Genomic DNA, 14,960 nt, shown 5'->3' with positions numbered 1-14,960 from the left:
GAAATTAGCGCCGGGCGATCTTTTTCCCCGCCTCGAGCGCCTTGTCCTCGTTCGCGCGCTTGATGACATAGGCGCGGATCGCCTCGATCTCGTCTTTCGACAAAGAGCCCGCAAAACTCGCCATACCGCGATCCTTCAATGCGCCATCATGCACCACCGCGCTCCACGTGGCGGCGCTTTCCAGAGCGCCCGCGCGGCGCAGGTCGGGGAGCACGGTGGAACCCACCGCGCCCGGCGCATGGCATACTGCGCAGTAACGGGCATATTTGGTCTGCCCCACCGCGATCACCTGAGCGGGCGCGGTGCTCGGCGGCGGGTCGAGCGGCAGGTCGGCCGAAGCGGGCGGCGCGGGCAGCTGCGCCTTGCCGCCGAGCTTGAACACCAGCAGGCGGCTGATGTTGCGCACGGGGGCCTTGCGCTCAAGCAGATCGCCGTCGACCGTGATCGCATAGGCCCCGCCCCACCCTGCGAGCACGGCGACATATTGCTCGCCATTGACGGTGTAGGTGACGGGCGGCGCGACCACGCCGGTCTGGGCGGCGAAGCTCCACAGCTTCTTGCCGTTGGCAGCGTCGTAGGCGTTGAACTCGCTCCCCGCGGTGCCCTGGAACACGAGGCCGCCGCCGGTCGCCAGCAAGCCGCCGTTCCACGGGCCGGGATGCTCGACCGTCCAGCGCGGTTTCTGCGCTACGGGATCCCACGCCACCAGCATCCCCCGGAGCGTTCCGGCAACCTGCTTCCTGAAGCCCCCGTCGGGCGGCAGATCACCCGCGCCCAAGTTGAAGCCGACATTGAACCCGCGCGCCTTGTCGGGCTTCCACCCGGACTCGGGCGCATACATCATCCCCGCCTCGAAGGCCGGGATGTAGACCAGCTTCTCGGTCGGGCTGAAGGCCATCGGGTGCCAGTTGTGGCCGCCCAGCGCGCCGGGCATCACCAGCGCAGGCTTGCCGGTGCGGTCGACGCGGGCCTCGGGGTTCTCGATCGGACGGCCGGTCGCGGGGTCGATGCCGGTGGCCCAGTTGATGCTGACATAGGGCTTGGCGGAGATGAACTTCCCCGTCTCGCGGTCGATCACGTAGAAGAAGCCGTTCTTGGGCGCCTGCATCAGCACCTTCCGCAGCTTGCCCTCGATCTCCATGTCGGCGAGCATGATGTGCTGGGTGGCGGTGAAGTCCCACGTCTCCCCGGGCGTGGTCTGGTAGTGCCAGACATATTCGCCGGTCTTGGGCCGGATCGCGACGATGCTTGAGAGGTAGAGGTTGTCCCCCTCCCCGCCGCTGCCGTCCTTGGCCGGCGAGCGATAGGCGCGGTTCCAGGGCGAGCCGTTGCCGACGCCGATATAGAGCAGGTCAAGCTCGGGGTCGTAGGCCATCGAATCCCAAACGGTGCCGCCGCCGCCGATCGCGTCATTGGCGCCGAGGACATCCATGTTCCAGGTTTCGGCGGCCTTCTGGAGATAGGCGGGCTGGTCTTTCGCGTCGCCGCCCTCGGGGACGGTGAAGAACTTCCACAGCTGCTCGCCGGTGTCGGCGGAATAGGCGGCGACGAAGCCGCGCACGCCGAACTCGGCCCCGCCATTGCCGATGATCACCTTGCCGTCGATCACGCGCGGCGCGCCGGTGATGGTGTAGCTCTTGGACTGGTCGACCGTGACCTTTTCCCACACGGGCTTGCCGGTATTGCGGTCGAGCGCGATCAGGCGGCCATCCAGAGTGCCGAAGAACAGCTTGTCGCCATAGGCGGCCAAGCCCCGGTTGACCACGTCGCAGCAGGCTTTCACGCCCGTCTCGCCCGGGACCTCGGGGTCGTATTCCCACAGCTTCGCGCCGGTGGTCGCGTCGAAGGCCTTCACCTTGCTCCACGCGGTGGTGAGGTAGAGCTTGCCGTCGATGACGATCGGCGTCGCCTCCTGCCCGCGTGCGGTGTCCATGTCGGCATACCAGGCGAGGCCGAGCTGGCCCACATTGTCGCGGTTGACGGCGTCGAGCGGGGAGAAGCGCTGCTCGGAATAGGTGCGCCCGTGGCTGATCCAGTTGGCGCTGTCGCCGTCCGCGCCGACCAGCATGGCGGTGGTGACGCCCTCGCCGCTCTCGCCGCCGAAGATCTGGCTGCAATTCGCCAGCATCCCTGCCGACAGCAACACGGCCGCCCCCGCGGCCCAGCGCCTCACGTCCATCGATCCCTCTCCCCGTATTCTCTTTTGTCGCATGTTGCCGCGCGATGCACGGCTTGTCCATTGTCGCTTGTGGAACACGCGCGGGCGCGCCAGAACGGGGCCCGGACGGGTGCGGTGAGGAGACCAGCGATGTGCGATGAAACCAAGCTCGAGGAATGGGCCCGCGGCGTGGTGAGCCGCCGCCAGTTCGGCGCGCTGAGCGGCGCGGCGGCGCTCGCGGCCTGCGCCTCGGGGACGAGCGAGAGCAAGGCGACTGTCGCGGCGGGCCTAAAGGAGCAGGGCGTCAGCTTCGCCACCCCCGACGGCACGATGGACGCCTTCCTCGTCCAGCCCGAGACGGGCAAGCACCCCGCGGTGATCCTGTGGCCCGACATCGCCTCGATCCGCGAATCCAAGCGCAACATCGCCCGCACCCTCGCCAGCGCGGGCCATGCCGTGCTCGTGGTGAACCCCTATTACCGCGACGTCGCCGGCGAGCAGTTCGCCGATTTCGCGGCATTCATCTCGCAAGGCGGCTTCCAGAAGGTCGGCCCATGGCGCGGCAAGCTCAATGCCGAGACGATCATGCGCGATGCGACCGCGATCACCGCATGGCTCGACCAGCAGGAGGGCATCGACACCGCGCGCGGGATAGGCACGCAGGGCTATTGCATGGGCGGCCCCTTCACCGTCTGGAGCGCCGCCGCCGTCCCCGCCCGGATCAAGGCCGCGGCAAGCTTCCACGGCGGCGGCCTCGTGCGCCCCGACAACCCGATGAGCCCGCACAAGGTGCTCGACAAGGTCGACGCCAGCCTGCTGATCGCGGTGGCGCAGGACGACGACGCCAAGGCCCCCGCCGACAAGACCACTTTTGCCGACGCCGCCAAGGCTGCGGGCGTGAGCGCGACAGTCGAAGTCTACGCCGGCGACCACGGCTGGATGGTGTCCGACAGCCCGGCCTACAACGCCGCCGCCGCGACCAAGGGGGAGGCCGACCTGCTCGCGCTCTACAAGGCGGCGCTGGCCTAGGACGCCTCGCCCCGCCCGGCACCTATCGCGCCATGACGACGCCCTCCCCCCTCAAGCTCAAGCTCCAGATCATGTGCGGCGACGAGATCGCGATGGGACCGGGCAAGGCCGATCTGCTCGATGCCATCGCCGCGCACCGCTCGATCTCGGCGGCGGGACGGGCGCTGGGGATGAGCTACCGCCGCACGTGGCTGCTGGTCGATGCCATGAACCGCTGCTGGCAGGGGCCGCTGGTGGCGACCACCCCGGGCAACCCGAAGGCCGGCGCGCACCTGACCCCGCTGGGCGAGGCGGTGCTGGCCGGTTACCGCCAGTTGCAAGGCGATGCCGAAGCCGCCGCCAGCGCGGGCTTTACCGCCATCGCCGAAGCCTTGCTCCCCGCTCCCCTACCCCCGAAGCGCAGCGAGGGGCCCGCCTAGCTCCGCCACCTGACCGTCACCCCCACGGTGCGCGGATCGCTCGGGCTGCCGAGGATCAGCCCCGAATTGCCCGCCTGGATGGTGAGGTTCTGGATGTAGTCGGCACCTAGCAGGTTGCGCGCGAAGACCGCGATCTCCCAGCCCTTGCCGCCCGCGTCCTCGCGCCGGTAGCCGAGGCTGGCATTGGTGAGGTTGTAACCCTCGATATAGGTGAAGCGCGACAGGCTCGGGTCGCCCGGATAGCCGCTGCGCCAGTTGCTGTCGGCGTGCAGGAACACCGCGCCCCGGCCGAGCGGTACGGCATAATCCGCGCTCAGCGTCTGCGACCAGCGCGGCAGGCCCGCAACGCGCTCGCCCGTCAGGTCGCAGGCGGCAGTCGCGGCCGTCTGGCGTTCGAGCGGACAGGGGCCCGCCGGGTAGTCCGTATACTCCCCGTCGCCAAAGGCAAGCGCGCCAATAAGCGTGAGGCGGCCGACAGTCAGCCGCGCATCGGCCTCCACCCCCTGCACCCGCACTTCGGGGATGTTCGAGAGGTAACCGCGCAGCGCCACGGTCTGGCTCGAATCCACCACGGTCGCCTGAAAATCGCGCACCGTGGTGCGATAGGCGGCGAGGTTTAGGATCAACCGATCGCCCCACAGCGCCGCCTTGAGCCCCGCCTCCCATGTCGTGTTGCGCTCCGGCGCGATCACGGCCGTCGCCAGCGCGGGCTGGTTGTTCGCATCGAGCGGCAGGCCCGACATGTTGATCCCGCCCGATTTGAACCCGCGCGCGAAGCTCGCGTAGAGCAGCAGGTCGTCCGCGGGCTCCCACGCGATATTGGCGCGGCCCGAAAGGCTCCCCTCGCTGTCGCGCGCGGCATAGGTCTGCGGCCGCAGCACGCCGAGCCGCGCATTGATCAGCGCGGGCGCGGTGACCTCCGCCCCCCCGAACACCCGCGTGCTGTAGTCGCCCTCCTTGCTCTCGTAGGTGTAGCGCAGGCCCCCGGTCAGCGTCAGGCGCGGCGCGATCCGCCAGTTCGCCTCGGCGAAGGCGGCATAGCTGTTCACCGCAAAGCGCGTCTCGCCCGTCTGGCCGTAACCGTCGAGGAGGTTCGCGGGCACGGGCGTCGCACTCGAGCCGGTCGTTGCCCCGATCAGCCACGGCGCGCCATAGGGGCCGAACACCGAATTGGGGCTGCCGGTCAGCACCTGCCGGAAGAAATAGAGCCCCGCGACGTAGGACAAGGGGCGATCCCCGTCCGACGCGATCCGCACCTCCTGGCTGAGCTGGTCCTGCCGCGAGGGGATGCGCTGGATCAACTGGATCGGCAGGCCGGTGTAGTCGCGGTCGTTGGCCGCATCCCAGTTCCAGAAGCGCCATGCGGTGATCGACGTGATCGTCGCCGGGCCGATGTCCCAGTCCGCGGTCGCCGCCACCCCGCCCTCGCTGGTGTCCACGCCGAGTTCTGCGTCGATATCGGTCAGACGGTCATAGGGATCGGTGCTCGCCGGGGCATAGCCTGCCGCTGCTGCCAGCACCGGATATTGCCGCGCGGCGGGGCGCAGGCTAGTGCCGACCCGCAGGAACACCTGCGTGCAGCATTCGCTGTCGAAATTGGCGAAGTCGGCGATCAGCCGGAGCCGGAAGTCCGGCGAAGGCTGCCACAGCACCTGCCCCCGCACGGCCTGCGCGCCCAAGGTGTTCTGGTCGGCGCCGGTCCGCACGTTGCGCAGCACCCCGTCGCGCCGGGTGAAGGTGCCCGAGAGACGGTAGGCCAGCGTCTCGCCCGCGAGCGGCCCGGTGGCCGAAAAGCGCCCCTGCGCGAAAGCCCGCTCGCCGCCGCTCAGCTCGGCATTGTAGCTGCGGGTGAAGCTGGGCGCGGCCGAGACGATGTTGATCGCGCCCGCCGTGGTGTTCTTGCCGAACAATGTCCCCTGCGGCCCGCGCAGCACCTCGATCCGCTCGATGTCGGAGAAGTCGAAGGCGGCGGTCGCAGGCCGCGCGTGATAGACCCCGTCGACATAGTAGCCCACCCCCGGCTCGAGCCCGTCATTGGCCTGGCTGACCGCGACCACGCTCGACCCCAGTCCGCGGATCGTAAAGGCGGTGTTGCGCGGATTGGCTGAGGAATAGTTGAGTGCAGGCACCAGCGTCGTCAGGTCGCGGGTGTTGAAGGTGTAGGACTGCTCGATCCAGCGCGCGTCCACCACCGAAAGCGCGGCGGGCACATCCTGCGCATCCTCCGCCCGCTGGCGCGCGGTGACGATGATCGGCGCGCCGGTGGCCTCGCCCGCTTCCTCGCTTGCCGACGCATTCTCGGCCATCGCCATGGCGGGAGCAAGGTTCAGCGCGCCGCCGATGAGGCCGAGCCGGAGTAGCGTGTGCAAGAGGGCCTCGCGCGTGGTTCGAATCTATATTCGATGATATATAGATCGACCCTCAAGGCAACGGCGATCGGCTGCGCCGGGTTTTTGGCGCAAGATTCGTGAAAATTCCGGTGGGGCAGCCATGCTGCCCGGAACAAGGGCGAACGCGCCTTTCCGGATGGCAGCGCCCTCTCAGGTGCAGGGCCCCTCTGACGAACTTCCTTGCGCCATCGTGCGACCAGTTTACGGTCGCTTTCACACCTTCGGCCTTCGTGGCGAAACCCGCTGAAGCTGCCCGGCAGGTTTCAGCCCACCCGGCCGCCCCGCGTATGAGCGGGGTTGGGTGGGGAGCGAAACGGCAAGTGTCAGGAGTAACAAGTGCTATTTCATGCTGTTTCCGAAACTAATTGCCTGAAAAGAGGATGATAAAACTGCAACGGCTAATTTGATGGCTTGGGTCCGAAAGTTCCAGCCCTATCGGTGAGAGAGGCCAGCTATGGTAAATTACGGACTTCCCACTGAAAATAAATGTCCTTTTCGAACAGGTCGATCAATTTGATTAAGATGCAGAACGTAGCCCCTTTAGGTTGAACAATCGCAATCATACCTTTCTTCATTCTGGCGAAATGACTCGGGAATCTAAAGACGGTTGGGTCACTGATATCGCTGAACTTGCTAGCACCGGATGCAATCCGAACCGCACCATTATTGCTCAAGAGATCTACGCATCCGTGGATAGGCTGCAGGCTTCCCCATGAAATGTCTATTGATCGCTGATCGGCTTCGCTAAACTGGACCGTGATGTTGATCCCGCTCCCGACAACTGGCACGCGGCGCTTGCCGCTTCCGACTACCTTCTCGATAACGCCGTATTCGAAGGTTTCTTCCTCAATTGCCTCTCTCAGCTTCCGTTGGAAGAACTTGACGCTGATGCCGTTTTCCAAAAGTTTTCTGAAACCCTGAGAGTATATGGTTCCGTTGGGATCAAGGACGCCAACGAACACTTCCCGAACCCCGGAAGCGATAATCAAGTCGGCACACGATTCAATTACTTGGCTAGGCTGAATCGAGACGCACGGCTCGAGGGTCGTAAAGACCGTTGCTCCAATTCGAGCTGACGGCGACAACTTCTCTAACGCCACCCGTTCCGCATGCAAATTAGGGACCTCTCCTCGGAATCCAGTGGAAAGAAGCTCACCTTCTTTGGCTACCACCACTCCTACTTTCGGGAATTCTGTGCATTTCAAATGCTCCTCGACAGCGAGCTTCATCAGGTCTGAATTGGAATAAGGTTTCGCCAAGTTAGGTCCGCCCCGTCTAGCCAAAAGCGGCATACCATAGTCGACTGCCACGGGGTTTGCACCCATGGGGGGCGACACATCAACAAGCGCAGGCTCCAAGATGCGGGGCGACGAAATGGGAGCGACCGCTTCGGGGTCGATTGCAGAATGTCAGGAATTTTCCGTCGCGAAGGTGAAGCCGCCGTCCTGCTGCCGGGATGGCGCAGCGGCCCGGTTGGAAATCGCGGGCCCTGCGCTCGCGGAACTGCGCGCTTTCCTACTGCCCCTGCGCGGGGTTAGGCTCGCCCTCATGGCCCGTCCCCTGCCCCTTGTCTGCCTCCTGCCCGCCCCTCGCAGCACGCTGCGCGGGAGGAGGGTTTTCCGCTCCTGGACAGTGTCTCATGTGTCTCCAACAGCGGGCCAGAGACGCAGCAAGCTGAACGGGGCGGGACGACTCGCCGCCGCCCGCCTCAGGCGCTGTGGCGCTTGGCCCGCTCGTTCGCCGCGCCGAAGCGGCCGTGCTTGCGGTAGCGCAGCATCCACTTGTCGAGGAACAGGCCGAGCGGCTTCGCCTCGATCCCTAGGTCTGCAAGACCGAGGGCCCCCTCGGCCACCGTGCTGCCGGACTTCAAGAGCGTCCACTGGTCGCGGCTCATCGGGGTGAGCGGGAGCGCGGCGAAGGTCGCCGAGACGCCGTCGGGCATGGCGAGGAAGGTGCGCTTGCGGCCTTGCGCGGCGGCGATGCGGCGGTGGATCTCCATCATGGTGAGCTGCTCGGGCCCGCCCAGTTCGAAGGTCTTGCCGCCGTGGAGCTCCGGGTGCTCGAGCGCGCGGGCCACGGCTTCCGCAACGTCCTCGGCGTGGACCAGCTGGAGCTTCGCCTCGGGCCCAAACACGGGGAGGACGGGGAAGAGCTCGATCATGCCGGCGAAGAGGTTGATGAACTGGTCGTCCTGCCCGAACACGATCGAGGGGCGCAGGATGGTGGCATTGGGGAAGGCGGCGCGGGTGTTGGCCTCGCCGAGCGCCTTGCCGCGGGCATAGGCGGTGGGGCTGGCAGGGTCGGCGCCGATCGCGCTGATCTGGACGAGTGCGGTGACGCCGCGCTCGCTGGCCAGCCGGGCGACGGTCCCGGGCGCCTCGCCGGTGAGCTTCTCGAGGTCGCCCGCGAAGGCGCCCACGAGGTTGACGACATGGTCCGCCCCGTCAAGCGCGGCGGCGACATGCAGCGGGTTGGTGACGTCGCGGGGGGTCAGCTGAAGCTGGCCGAGATTGGCAAGCGGCTTCAAGCTCTGCGCCTTGGCCGGCGCCCGGCTCGCCAGCCGCAGCCGCGCCCCGCGGCTCAGCAGAGCCTGCGCGACGTAGTTGCCGATATAGCCGGTGCCGCCGAAGACAGTGACCAGCTTGCCGGCCAGCGGGGAAGGATTGGAGGGGGGCATTGGGGTGTGCTCGCTCGTTTGGCTGCCAAGTGTTGCGCGGGTGCTTTGCGGCAAGCACGCGGACGAGGCAAGAGGGCGCAAGAGGCGGCGCGACCATCGCCACGCGAAATGCGCGCGAGGCAGGAGGTTTGCATTGACAGCCCCCCGAACCCTTCGCTAATGGCCCGCGCCTACCCGGCCTGCGGCAGCGATGACCGAAGGCCCCGTGCCCAGATGGCGGAATTGGTAGACGCACCGTCTTCAGGTGGCGGCGCTCGCAAGGGCGTGGAGGTTCGAGTCCTCTTCTGGGCACCAAAACTCCTGCGGGAGTGGCATCAAGAACCTTGAAAAAACCGCAGAATTCTGCCATTTTTGGCTGGATTTTGATGCCGCGTGTTTCACGCTGTTTCAGGCCGTGCCCCCACAATCAGGGGCATGGAGCGGGGCATATGCCCCCACATGCCCCTTTCTGGCGAAAGGTCATGCCCCCAAATGTCACTGACAGCCTTACAAATCCGAGCTTTTTCGCCCGGAGCTACCGCCTACAAGCGCGCCGATGAGCGCGGCCTCTACCTCGAAATCTTCCCCAACGGCTCGAAGCTCTGGCGGCTGAAGTATTACGTAGGCGGGAAAGAAAAGAGGATCGCTCTTGGAGCCTGGCCCGAAGTTAGTCTTCAGGCGGCCCGCCTCGAGCGCGACGAGCTCAGGCTGCGTATTGCCAAGGGCGAAGACCCTGCTTTGACGCGAAAGAAGAACAAGGCGACGGCAAAGATCAGCGCCGCCAACACCTTCGAGTCGGTCGGGCGCGAGTACATCGAGATCAAGATGGTCGGCGAAGGCCGGGCCGAGGCCACCCTACTCAAGGCTCGCTGGTTCCTCGACCTGCTCAAGCCAGCGATCGGGCATATGCCGATTTCGGATGTGGACCCGCAGATGATGCTCGCGCCGCTCAAGAAGCTGGAAGCGCGAGGCAACCGTGAGACCGCGAAGAAGTGCCGCTCCTTTGCAAGCAGGGTGTTCCGCTATGGAGCCGCCACCGGGCGCTGCGCCACAGACCCGACGGCTATCCTCAAAGGCGCGCTCCTGACGCCGCAGGCGCGCCACTATGCTGCAATCCTTGAACCGGAAAAGCTAGGCGAGTTGCTGCGCGCCATTGACGCGTTCGAGTGCTACCCAATCACAAAGCTTGCACTGAAGGTTGCCCCGCACATTTTCGTACGTCCGGGCGAGATGCGGCATGGCGAGTGGCAGGAGATTGACTTCGAAAAAGCGATCTGGACGATCCCCGCGGGCAAGATGAAAGCGCGCCGCACGCATGCGGTGCCACTGTCCCGCCAAGTGCTCGAACTGCTCAGAGAGCTGAAGGCCATTACCGGGGGGCAAGGCTACATCTTCCCTGCCTTTCACACCCGACTGCGCCCAATGAGCGAAAACACGATCAACTCGTCGTTTCGCCGAATGGGCTACAGCAAGGATGAAATGACCGCCCATGGGTTTCGCTCGACGGCGTCGACGCTGCTCAACGAAAGTGGGCTCTGGCACCCAGACGCTATCGAACGGGCGCTGGCGCACGGCGACAGCAATGCCATTCGTGGTACGTACAACCGCGGCCAGTACTGGGATGAGCGGGTCAAGATGGCGCAGTGGTGGAGCGACTATTTGGATGATCTGAGGGCGGGCAAATCCGCCAATTAGGCTACCATCTGGAGCGGCACTACGTAGCCTTCAAACGAGGTGATGCGGGGTCGCTCCAACACCCCATAGTTTAGCCGCCCCGATACCTTTTGAGGCGCCGCTAATTGACGGACTTCAAGCCGAGAGCGGTCATTCTGACGCGGTAGTGCCTTTAGTCACCGTTCAGCCAGTCGCGAAATCTTTGGGTTGCACTTTTCTGGCCATCCTGTATGTGGGATTCACCGCGACACGGATTTGCGGGCGCTTCACCTCTCGACTCGATCGCGAGGGCGGCAACGAAAGCTGGTCGATCATATCGGCCAACTCTCACGTCTCGGAACCGCCTTTATGACCCGTTGCCGCCCTGCGTGACGCCGGAATTTGTCGGCAAGCGTTGGGGGATGCGCACGGAGCTCAATGCTCCTTGGCAGCCTGGAAAACCGCAACCATTGCGCGTCCGGGTTGGCTCCATGCTCCCGGCGCGTGCCGAGGAGTATTATCATGGCTACACATTCTGACATGTCCAAGCTGATCCGCGAACTTGAGCGGGATGGCTTTATCGCGACCCGCACGCGCAAGGGTCACATCAAGTTTCAGCACCCTGCGATCAGCGGGTGTATCATCGGGCCGGGCACTCCCTCCGATCACCGGAGCGTGAAGAACATGCTCGCGTTGCTCAAGCGCAAGCTTCGTGCCGCGAACGACCGTTGAACAGCGATGCCGCGCGAGGCGTTGTCCTCGCGCGGCACTTACTCACCCCTTGTTCCATTTTCGCGAGCTGATGAGCTCGGAAGGAAATTCCCATGATTAAGATCAACCCTGATGACCACGTTCTTCCGCGTCCTGTTGAGCGTCTGCCCGACTACGCAAATGCCAAGGCGCGCCAGACCCTCGCTGAAAGGCTGACCGATGCCTTTGGACTGACTGAGGCTTCCGCAACGACTATCGCCAATGCCATCGTGAATCCGACTGAGGTCCGGCGTTCAATCGGTGAACCCAGCGATCCTGACGTTGAGCGCATCCCGGTGCCGGGCGGTACCTTGCTCGGTATCCGCACTCAGGTTTGGGCGCGGCGTGTCATGCCCGACCCTCGTAATCCCCGCACCCTTCCTTCGCGGAAGCATCCTTTCGCGGTTGATCCGGGGACTGGCGATGAGGATTCGCGTTTCCGTCCCGTTCCTGAACCGCAGCCGCTCGATTTGGACCGGCCACAGTCGGCGGAACTCGCCGTAGAAGTAGAGAGCCGTCACCATTTGGCATGGGCCGCACAGCAGACTGCCGCTTACGTCCTGAATGACAATGACTGGCGGGTTTCGATCCGGAGCCAGGGCGTAATGGAAGCTGTGTGGCTGGTTGCCACGACGTTCAAGCACGCCGATGGCTCCGATCCCGCAACTACGTTGACGACGGCGGAAGGCTCGTCGCGTGCAACGGCTGTGCACAACCTTCTTCAGGTTGTGTCGGGCGACGTGCCATACGACGACAACGATGCCGGTATGCGCGCCCGGGTTAAGCGGTTGAACGATGCATTCGACCGGGGAGAACGGGACTCTGACACGCTGGTTGCATTGCGCTGCGAGCGGATTCCGGCACTTATCTTGGTAGGCTTTGAGCCATATCCCGGCGGCGCTACCGGCTTTCCGACTGCCGTGCGTTCTTTCGTGGCGCTTCGTCACGTCGATCCGCCGAAGCCCTGGGGCGAAGGGCCTGAAAATGAGTCTCTGGCAGACGAAGTGCTCGATGAACTGCTGCGCCGTGGCCTGATTACCGCTACTGAACGCGAGTATTATGCAGGTTCCTGCACGAAGGCCGAAGCGCGCGCTGCGCATTTGCCTGACGATCCTGTATTGCGCGCGGCCCGGCTGGTGCATTTGTTCACGGCAGGAGACGGCGAGGTTTTTGAAGCCATCCGGACGGCCGTGACCAGTCAGTCCACGCGCAAGCGCATGACGCCAAAGCTCAAGAACGATCTGGCGACTGCGCTGATCCTGCGCGCGGTTTCCAAGGATCGCGCCGACGTTGACCAGATTCGGCGCTATCTGCGTCACGCTTTTGGTAAGGCAGCTCATCGTCGCGAGGCTTGGACTGCCACGAGCCGGTCAATTTCTGATCTCGAAAGCGCCGCTCTTAAGGAGGTCGCCCAGGCGATTGCCACACAGGGCGAGGAGCCGGGACCAGCATCGGTTGAGTTGGCGGTGAGGGCAGCCTTCCCGCTTGTGGTCGATGGTCGCCTCAACGCGGATCGTGGCACGTCAAACAATGACCAGCCTGACCGCCGCACTCCCGGTGAAGTTCTCGATGCGATGCGGCGGAATCCGCAGGGGGTTCGTCAGCTTGCGCAGGCCTTGCGCGACTACTCTGATGGCGTAGCCATCCGTGCAGTTGGCGAGGATGGCGCGGTTCGTAAGTTGCAGGGCAGCGGAGAGGAACAGGTCGTCAGCGATGTGTGGCTGCGCAATGAGTATCCTCCGGCGGGTAAGGCTAAGGCTGCGCGGCCCGGCGACTCGCCTACGGATCGCTATGACCGGGCGGTCGAAGCACTCGGTGGAGCGATGCAGGAATTGCAGCGCTGCTTTGATGCTCTGGCCGACGTAGTTGGCGATGATGGCCAGCCGCTCGTTGAACAGAGGGGAGTCGAATTGAGGCTGACGGAGCCGTGGCGTGAAGCGCTGCGCTCAGTTGACGAGGAGCTGCTTCTTTGGTCGCGCGCATTTCGTCGGCGGCATGGCCAGCCTCGGACCACCGCTCCCGCATACGACAATGATGCTGATCGCGAGTTTGATGACGAAATCGAAGATCAGTGGGACGCTGACGAAGGCGAGGAACAGGGGGAAGGCGAAGAACGCGATACCGAAGAGGTCTGATCGCATGAAGCCGGACAAGAATCGTCTTGTCCGGCTTTAGATCCGTCGGCTTGGACCCAATGCTAGCATTCAAAGCCGGGGCGTAGCGGGCATCGCCGGGCGCTAAGCACCCGGCTGCACTTCCTTGGTCTCCTCGTCGAGCGGGGTCCGCAACACGATCCGGCCATTGATCGGCACAACCTCAAGCTGGAGCGACAGGCCCTTGCGGTCGCGGTGGAACCAGGCGGCTCCGACCTTGGTCCAGAAGGCTTTCTCGCCGCGATTGCTGACATGCCAGGCGATGAAATCGGGAGCCCTGGGCTCGGGCGCGGTGGCTGGGGCGGATGCTTGGGTGGTGCGGGCCATGGAATGTTCCTTTCGTGTTGGTGGCTCGTTGCACCAAACAGAGAGGCCGCGCGGCGTAGGGCGCAGGGTCATGTCCAACACGGCTGACTGCAAGGAACCGGTGCGGGCCGGACATTGACCCTCGACCGCGTGCGGCCAGTGCGGGTGCTCAAAACGAAGCCACCGGACCGAAGGGCACACAGGCCAGCCCCTCTATCCCCCGCTTGCACCATGCCACGCTCTGCCCCAAACCCTTGTCATGGCAATGGAAGGCACCGCGCGGAAACGCTGGAGCGAGGAGGAGACGGTGCTCGCGCTCTACCTCTATTTCCAGCTGCCGTTCGGAAAGCTGCATTCGGGCAATCCCGAAATCCAGACGCTGGCCGCTGCCATCGACCGGTCGAGCAGCTCGGTGGCGATGAAGCTGTGCAACTTTGCCAGCCTCGATCCCAAGATCACGGAGAGCGGGCGCAAGGGGCTGGACGGCGCATCGAAGCTCGACCGCGCCACCTATGCCGAGTTCGGGCAGGATTGGTCGGGCCTTGTGGCGCGGGCCGAAGAGCTGTGGTCCAGCCAGGTCGACCGCCAGATGGCCGCCGCGCAATTGCCACTGCCCGTCAGCCAGCTCCTCCATGAAAAACGTAGCGAGTTCAAATTCGAGCCTTGGCAAGGCGAGTCCACCACGCAGGCGGAAGTGAACCAGCGCGTCGGTCAGGACTTCTTCCGCCGTGCGGTGCTCGCCAATTATGAGGAGGCGTGCTGCATCACCGGCATTGCCGATCCGCGCCTGCTGACCGCCAGCCATATCAAGCCGTGGGGCAAGGACAGCCAGAACCGCCATAATCCTGCCAATGGCCTGCTGTTGTCGGCAACGCTCGACCGGGCGTTCGATCGCGGGCTGATAACGGTGGACCGCGCGCGGCGCATTCATGTCTCGCGCCAGCTGCGCGACAGCCGCAGCCGCGAGACGCGCGACTATTTCCAGCAATTCGAGAAGGCGACGCTGCGCCCGGCAGCGCGGTTCGATCCCGAACCCGCTTTTCTCGACTGGCACAATGAACATTGTTTCGTGGATCACCGCGCCGCCTGACGTGTCAGGCGGCGCGCCTCGGCCAGTAGACCTCCATCCACCGACCAGATCAGAACAGGGACAGCTGCGCCTCCTCGCCTGCGACGAACATGACGGGCGGACCGGCCATCACAAGCTCCCGTCCCGCGTGACGCACAATGATGCCGTCATAAAAGCCTGCCTGATCGCCGCGCGCGCGATCGCCATCGCTGCACCGATCATGATAGCTGCGCGCCGTGCCGCCATAGAGCGAAGGGTGGACGAGCCGGTAGCCCTCGGCTCCCGCAGGGCCTGTGCCGACACAGACCCAAAGCTCTCCACTATATCGGAATGGCTTGCGGATGGGCTGCCCCATGCCGATGCGGTCAGCGCTGTAG

The 14,960-nt window shown here is 64.8% G+C and carries 12 protein-coding genes and 1 tRNA gene; 7 read left to right on the top strand and 6 right to left on the bottom strand.

The window, feature by feature from the left end:
* Window positions 1–4: 4 nt before the first annotated feature.
* Complete coding sequence (locus tag PFX90_RS15830) at window positions 5–2,179, bottom strand: PQQ-dependent dehydrogenase, methanol/ethanol family (protein ID WP_419180113.1); 2,175 nt, start codon at window positions 2,177–2,179, stop codon at window positions 5–7.
* 129 nt (window positions 2,180–2,308) lie between these two features.
* Here PFX90_RS15830 and PFX90_RS15825 point away from each other — a divergent pair, with 129 nt between their 5' ends.
* Window positions 2,309–3,187 (top strand): dienelactone hydrolase family protein, encoded by an 879-nt coding sequence (locus tag PFX90_RS15825; RefSeq protein WP_285713621.1) that lies wholly within the window; start codon window positions 2,309–2,311, stop codon window positions 3,185–3,187.
* A 32-nt stretch (window positions 3,188–3,219) separates the two neighbouring features.
* The gene (locus PFX90_RS15820) at window positions 3,220–3,606 is read left to right on the top strand and encodes a winged helix-turn-helix domain-containing protein (protein ID WP_285713620.1); all 387 of its coding nucleotides are present in this window, start codon (window positions 3,220–3,222) and stop codon (window positions 3,604–3,606) included.
* Here PFX90_RS15820 and PFX90_RS15815 read toward each other — a convergent pair.
* The 3 genes from PFX90_RS15815 to PFX90_RS15805 all read right to left on the bottom strand — a co-directional run bounded on the left by PFX90_RS15815 (window position 3,603) and on the right by PFX90_RS15805 (window position 8,673).
* Window positions 3,603–5,918, bottom strand: a complete 2,316-nt coding sequence (locus PFX90_RS15815) for a TonB-dependent receptor (protein WP_285713895.1) — start codon at window positions 5,916–5,918, stop codon at window positions 3,603–3,605. The two genes, PFX90_RS15820 and PFX90_RS15815, sit on opposite strands and share 4 nt — an antisense overlap.
* Window positions 5,919–6,448: 530 nt before the next feature.
* Complete coding sequence (locus PFX90_RS15810) at window positions 6,449–7,225, bottom strand: hypothetical protein (protein ID WP_285713619.1); 777 nt, start codon at window positions 7,223–7,225, stop codon at window positions 6,449–6,451.
* 479 nt (window positions 7,226–7,704) lie between these two features.
* On the bottom strand, window positions 7,705–8,673 hold the full coding sequence (locus PFX90_RS15805; protein WP_285713618.1) for a complex I NDUFA9 subunit family protein: 969 nt from the start codon (window positions 8,671–8,673) through the stop codon (window positions 7,705–7,707).
* Between the two features lie 207 nt (window positions 8,674–8,880).
* Here PFX90_RS15805 and PFX90_RS15800 point away from each other — a divergent pair.
* From PFX90_RS15800 to PFX90_RS15785, 4 genes are all read left to right on the top strand, one after another.
* Window positions 8,881–8,967, top strand: a tRNA-Leu gene (locus PFX90_RS15800).
* 177 nt (window positions 8,968–9,144) lie between these two features.
* Complete coding sequence (locus PFX90_RS15795) at window positions 9,145–10,347, top strand: tyrosine-type recombinase/integrase (protein WP_285713617.1); 1,203 nt, start codon at window positions 9,145–9,147, stop codon at window positions 10,345–10,347.
* 498 nt (window positions 10,348–10,845) lie between these two features.
* A complete protein-coding gene (locus PFX90_RS15790; protein WP_285713616.1) occupies window positions 10,846–11,037 on the top strand; it encodes a type II toxin-antitoxin system HicA family toxin in 192 nt (63 codons plus the stop codon).
* Between the two features lie 92 nt (window positions 11,038–11,129).
* Window positions 11,130–13,190 carry a hypothetical protein gene (locus tag PFX90_RS15785; RefSeq protein WP_285713615.1) on the top strand — a complete coding sequence of 687 codons (2,061 nt, stop codon included), beginning with the start codon at window positions 11,130–11,132 and terminating at the stop codon, window positions 13,188–13,190.
* Window positions 13,191–13,292: 102 nt separating this feature from the next.
* Here PFX90_RS15785 and PFX90_RS15780 read toward each other — a convergent pair whose 3' ends face one another.
* The gene (locus tag PFX90_RS15780; RefSeq protein ID WP_285713614.1) at window positions 13,293–13,535 is read right to left on the bottom strand and encodes a hypothetical protein; all 243 of its coding nucleotides are present in this window, start codon (window positions 13,533–13,535) and stop codon (window positions 13,293–13,295) included.
* Window positions 13,536–13,773: 238 nt separating this feature from the next.
* Here PFX90_RS15780 and PFX90_RS15775 point away from each other — a divergent pair, with 238 nt between their 5' ends.
* The gene (locus tag PFX90_RS15775; RefSeq protein ID WP_285713613.1) at window positions 13,774–14,604 is read left to right on the top strand and encodes an HNH endonuclease; all 831 of its coding nucleotides are present in this window, start codon (window positions 13,774–13,776) and stop codon (window positions 14,602–14,604) included.
* A 49-nt stretch (window positions 14,605–14,653) separates the two neighbouring features.
* On the opposite strand, the gene PFX90_RS15770 is transcribed toward PFX90_RS15775, so the two are convergent.
* Window positions 14,654–14,960: hypothetical protein (locus PFX90_RS15770; RefSeq protein WP_285713612.1), on the bottom strand; the 307-nt coding region annotated here is incomplete at its 5' end.

The sequence above is a fragment of the Erythrobacter oryzae genome (assembly GCF_030271515.1).
GTDB lineage: Bacteria > Pseudomonadota > Alphaproteobacteria > Sphingomonadales > Sphingomonadaceae > Erythrobacter > Erythrobacter oryzae.
Note: the sequence above shows the minus strand (reverse complement) of the source record. Positions and strands in the feature narration are given on the sequence as shown.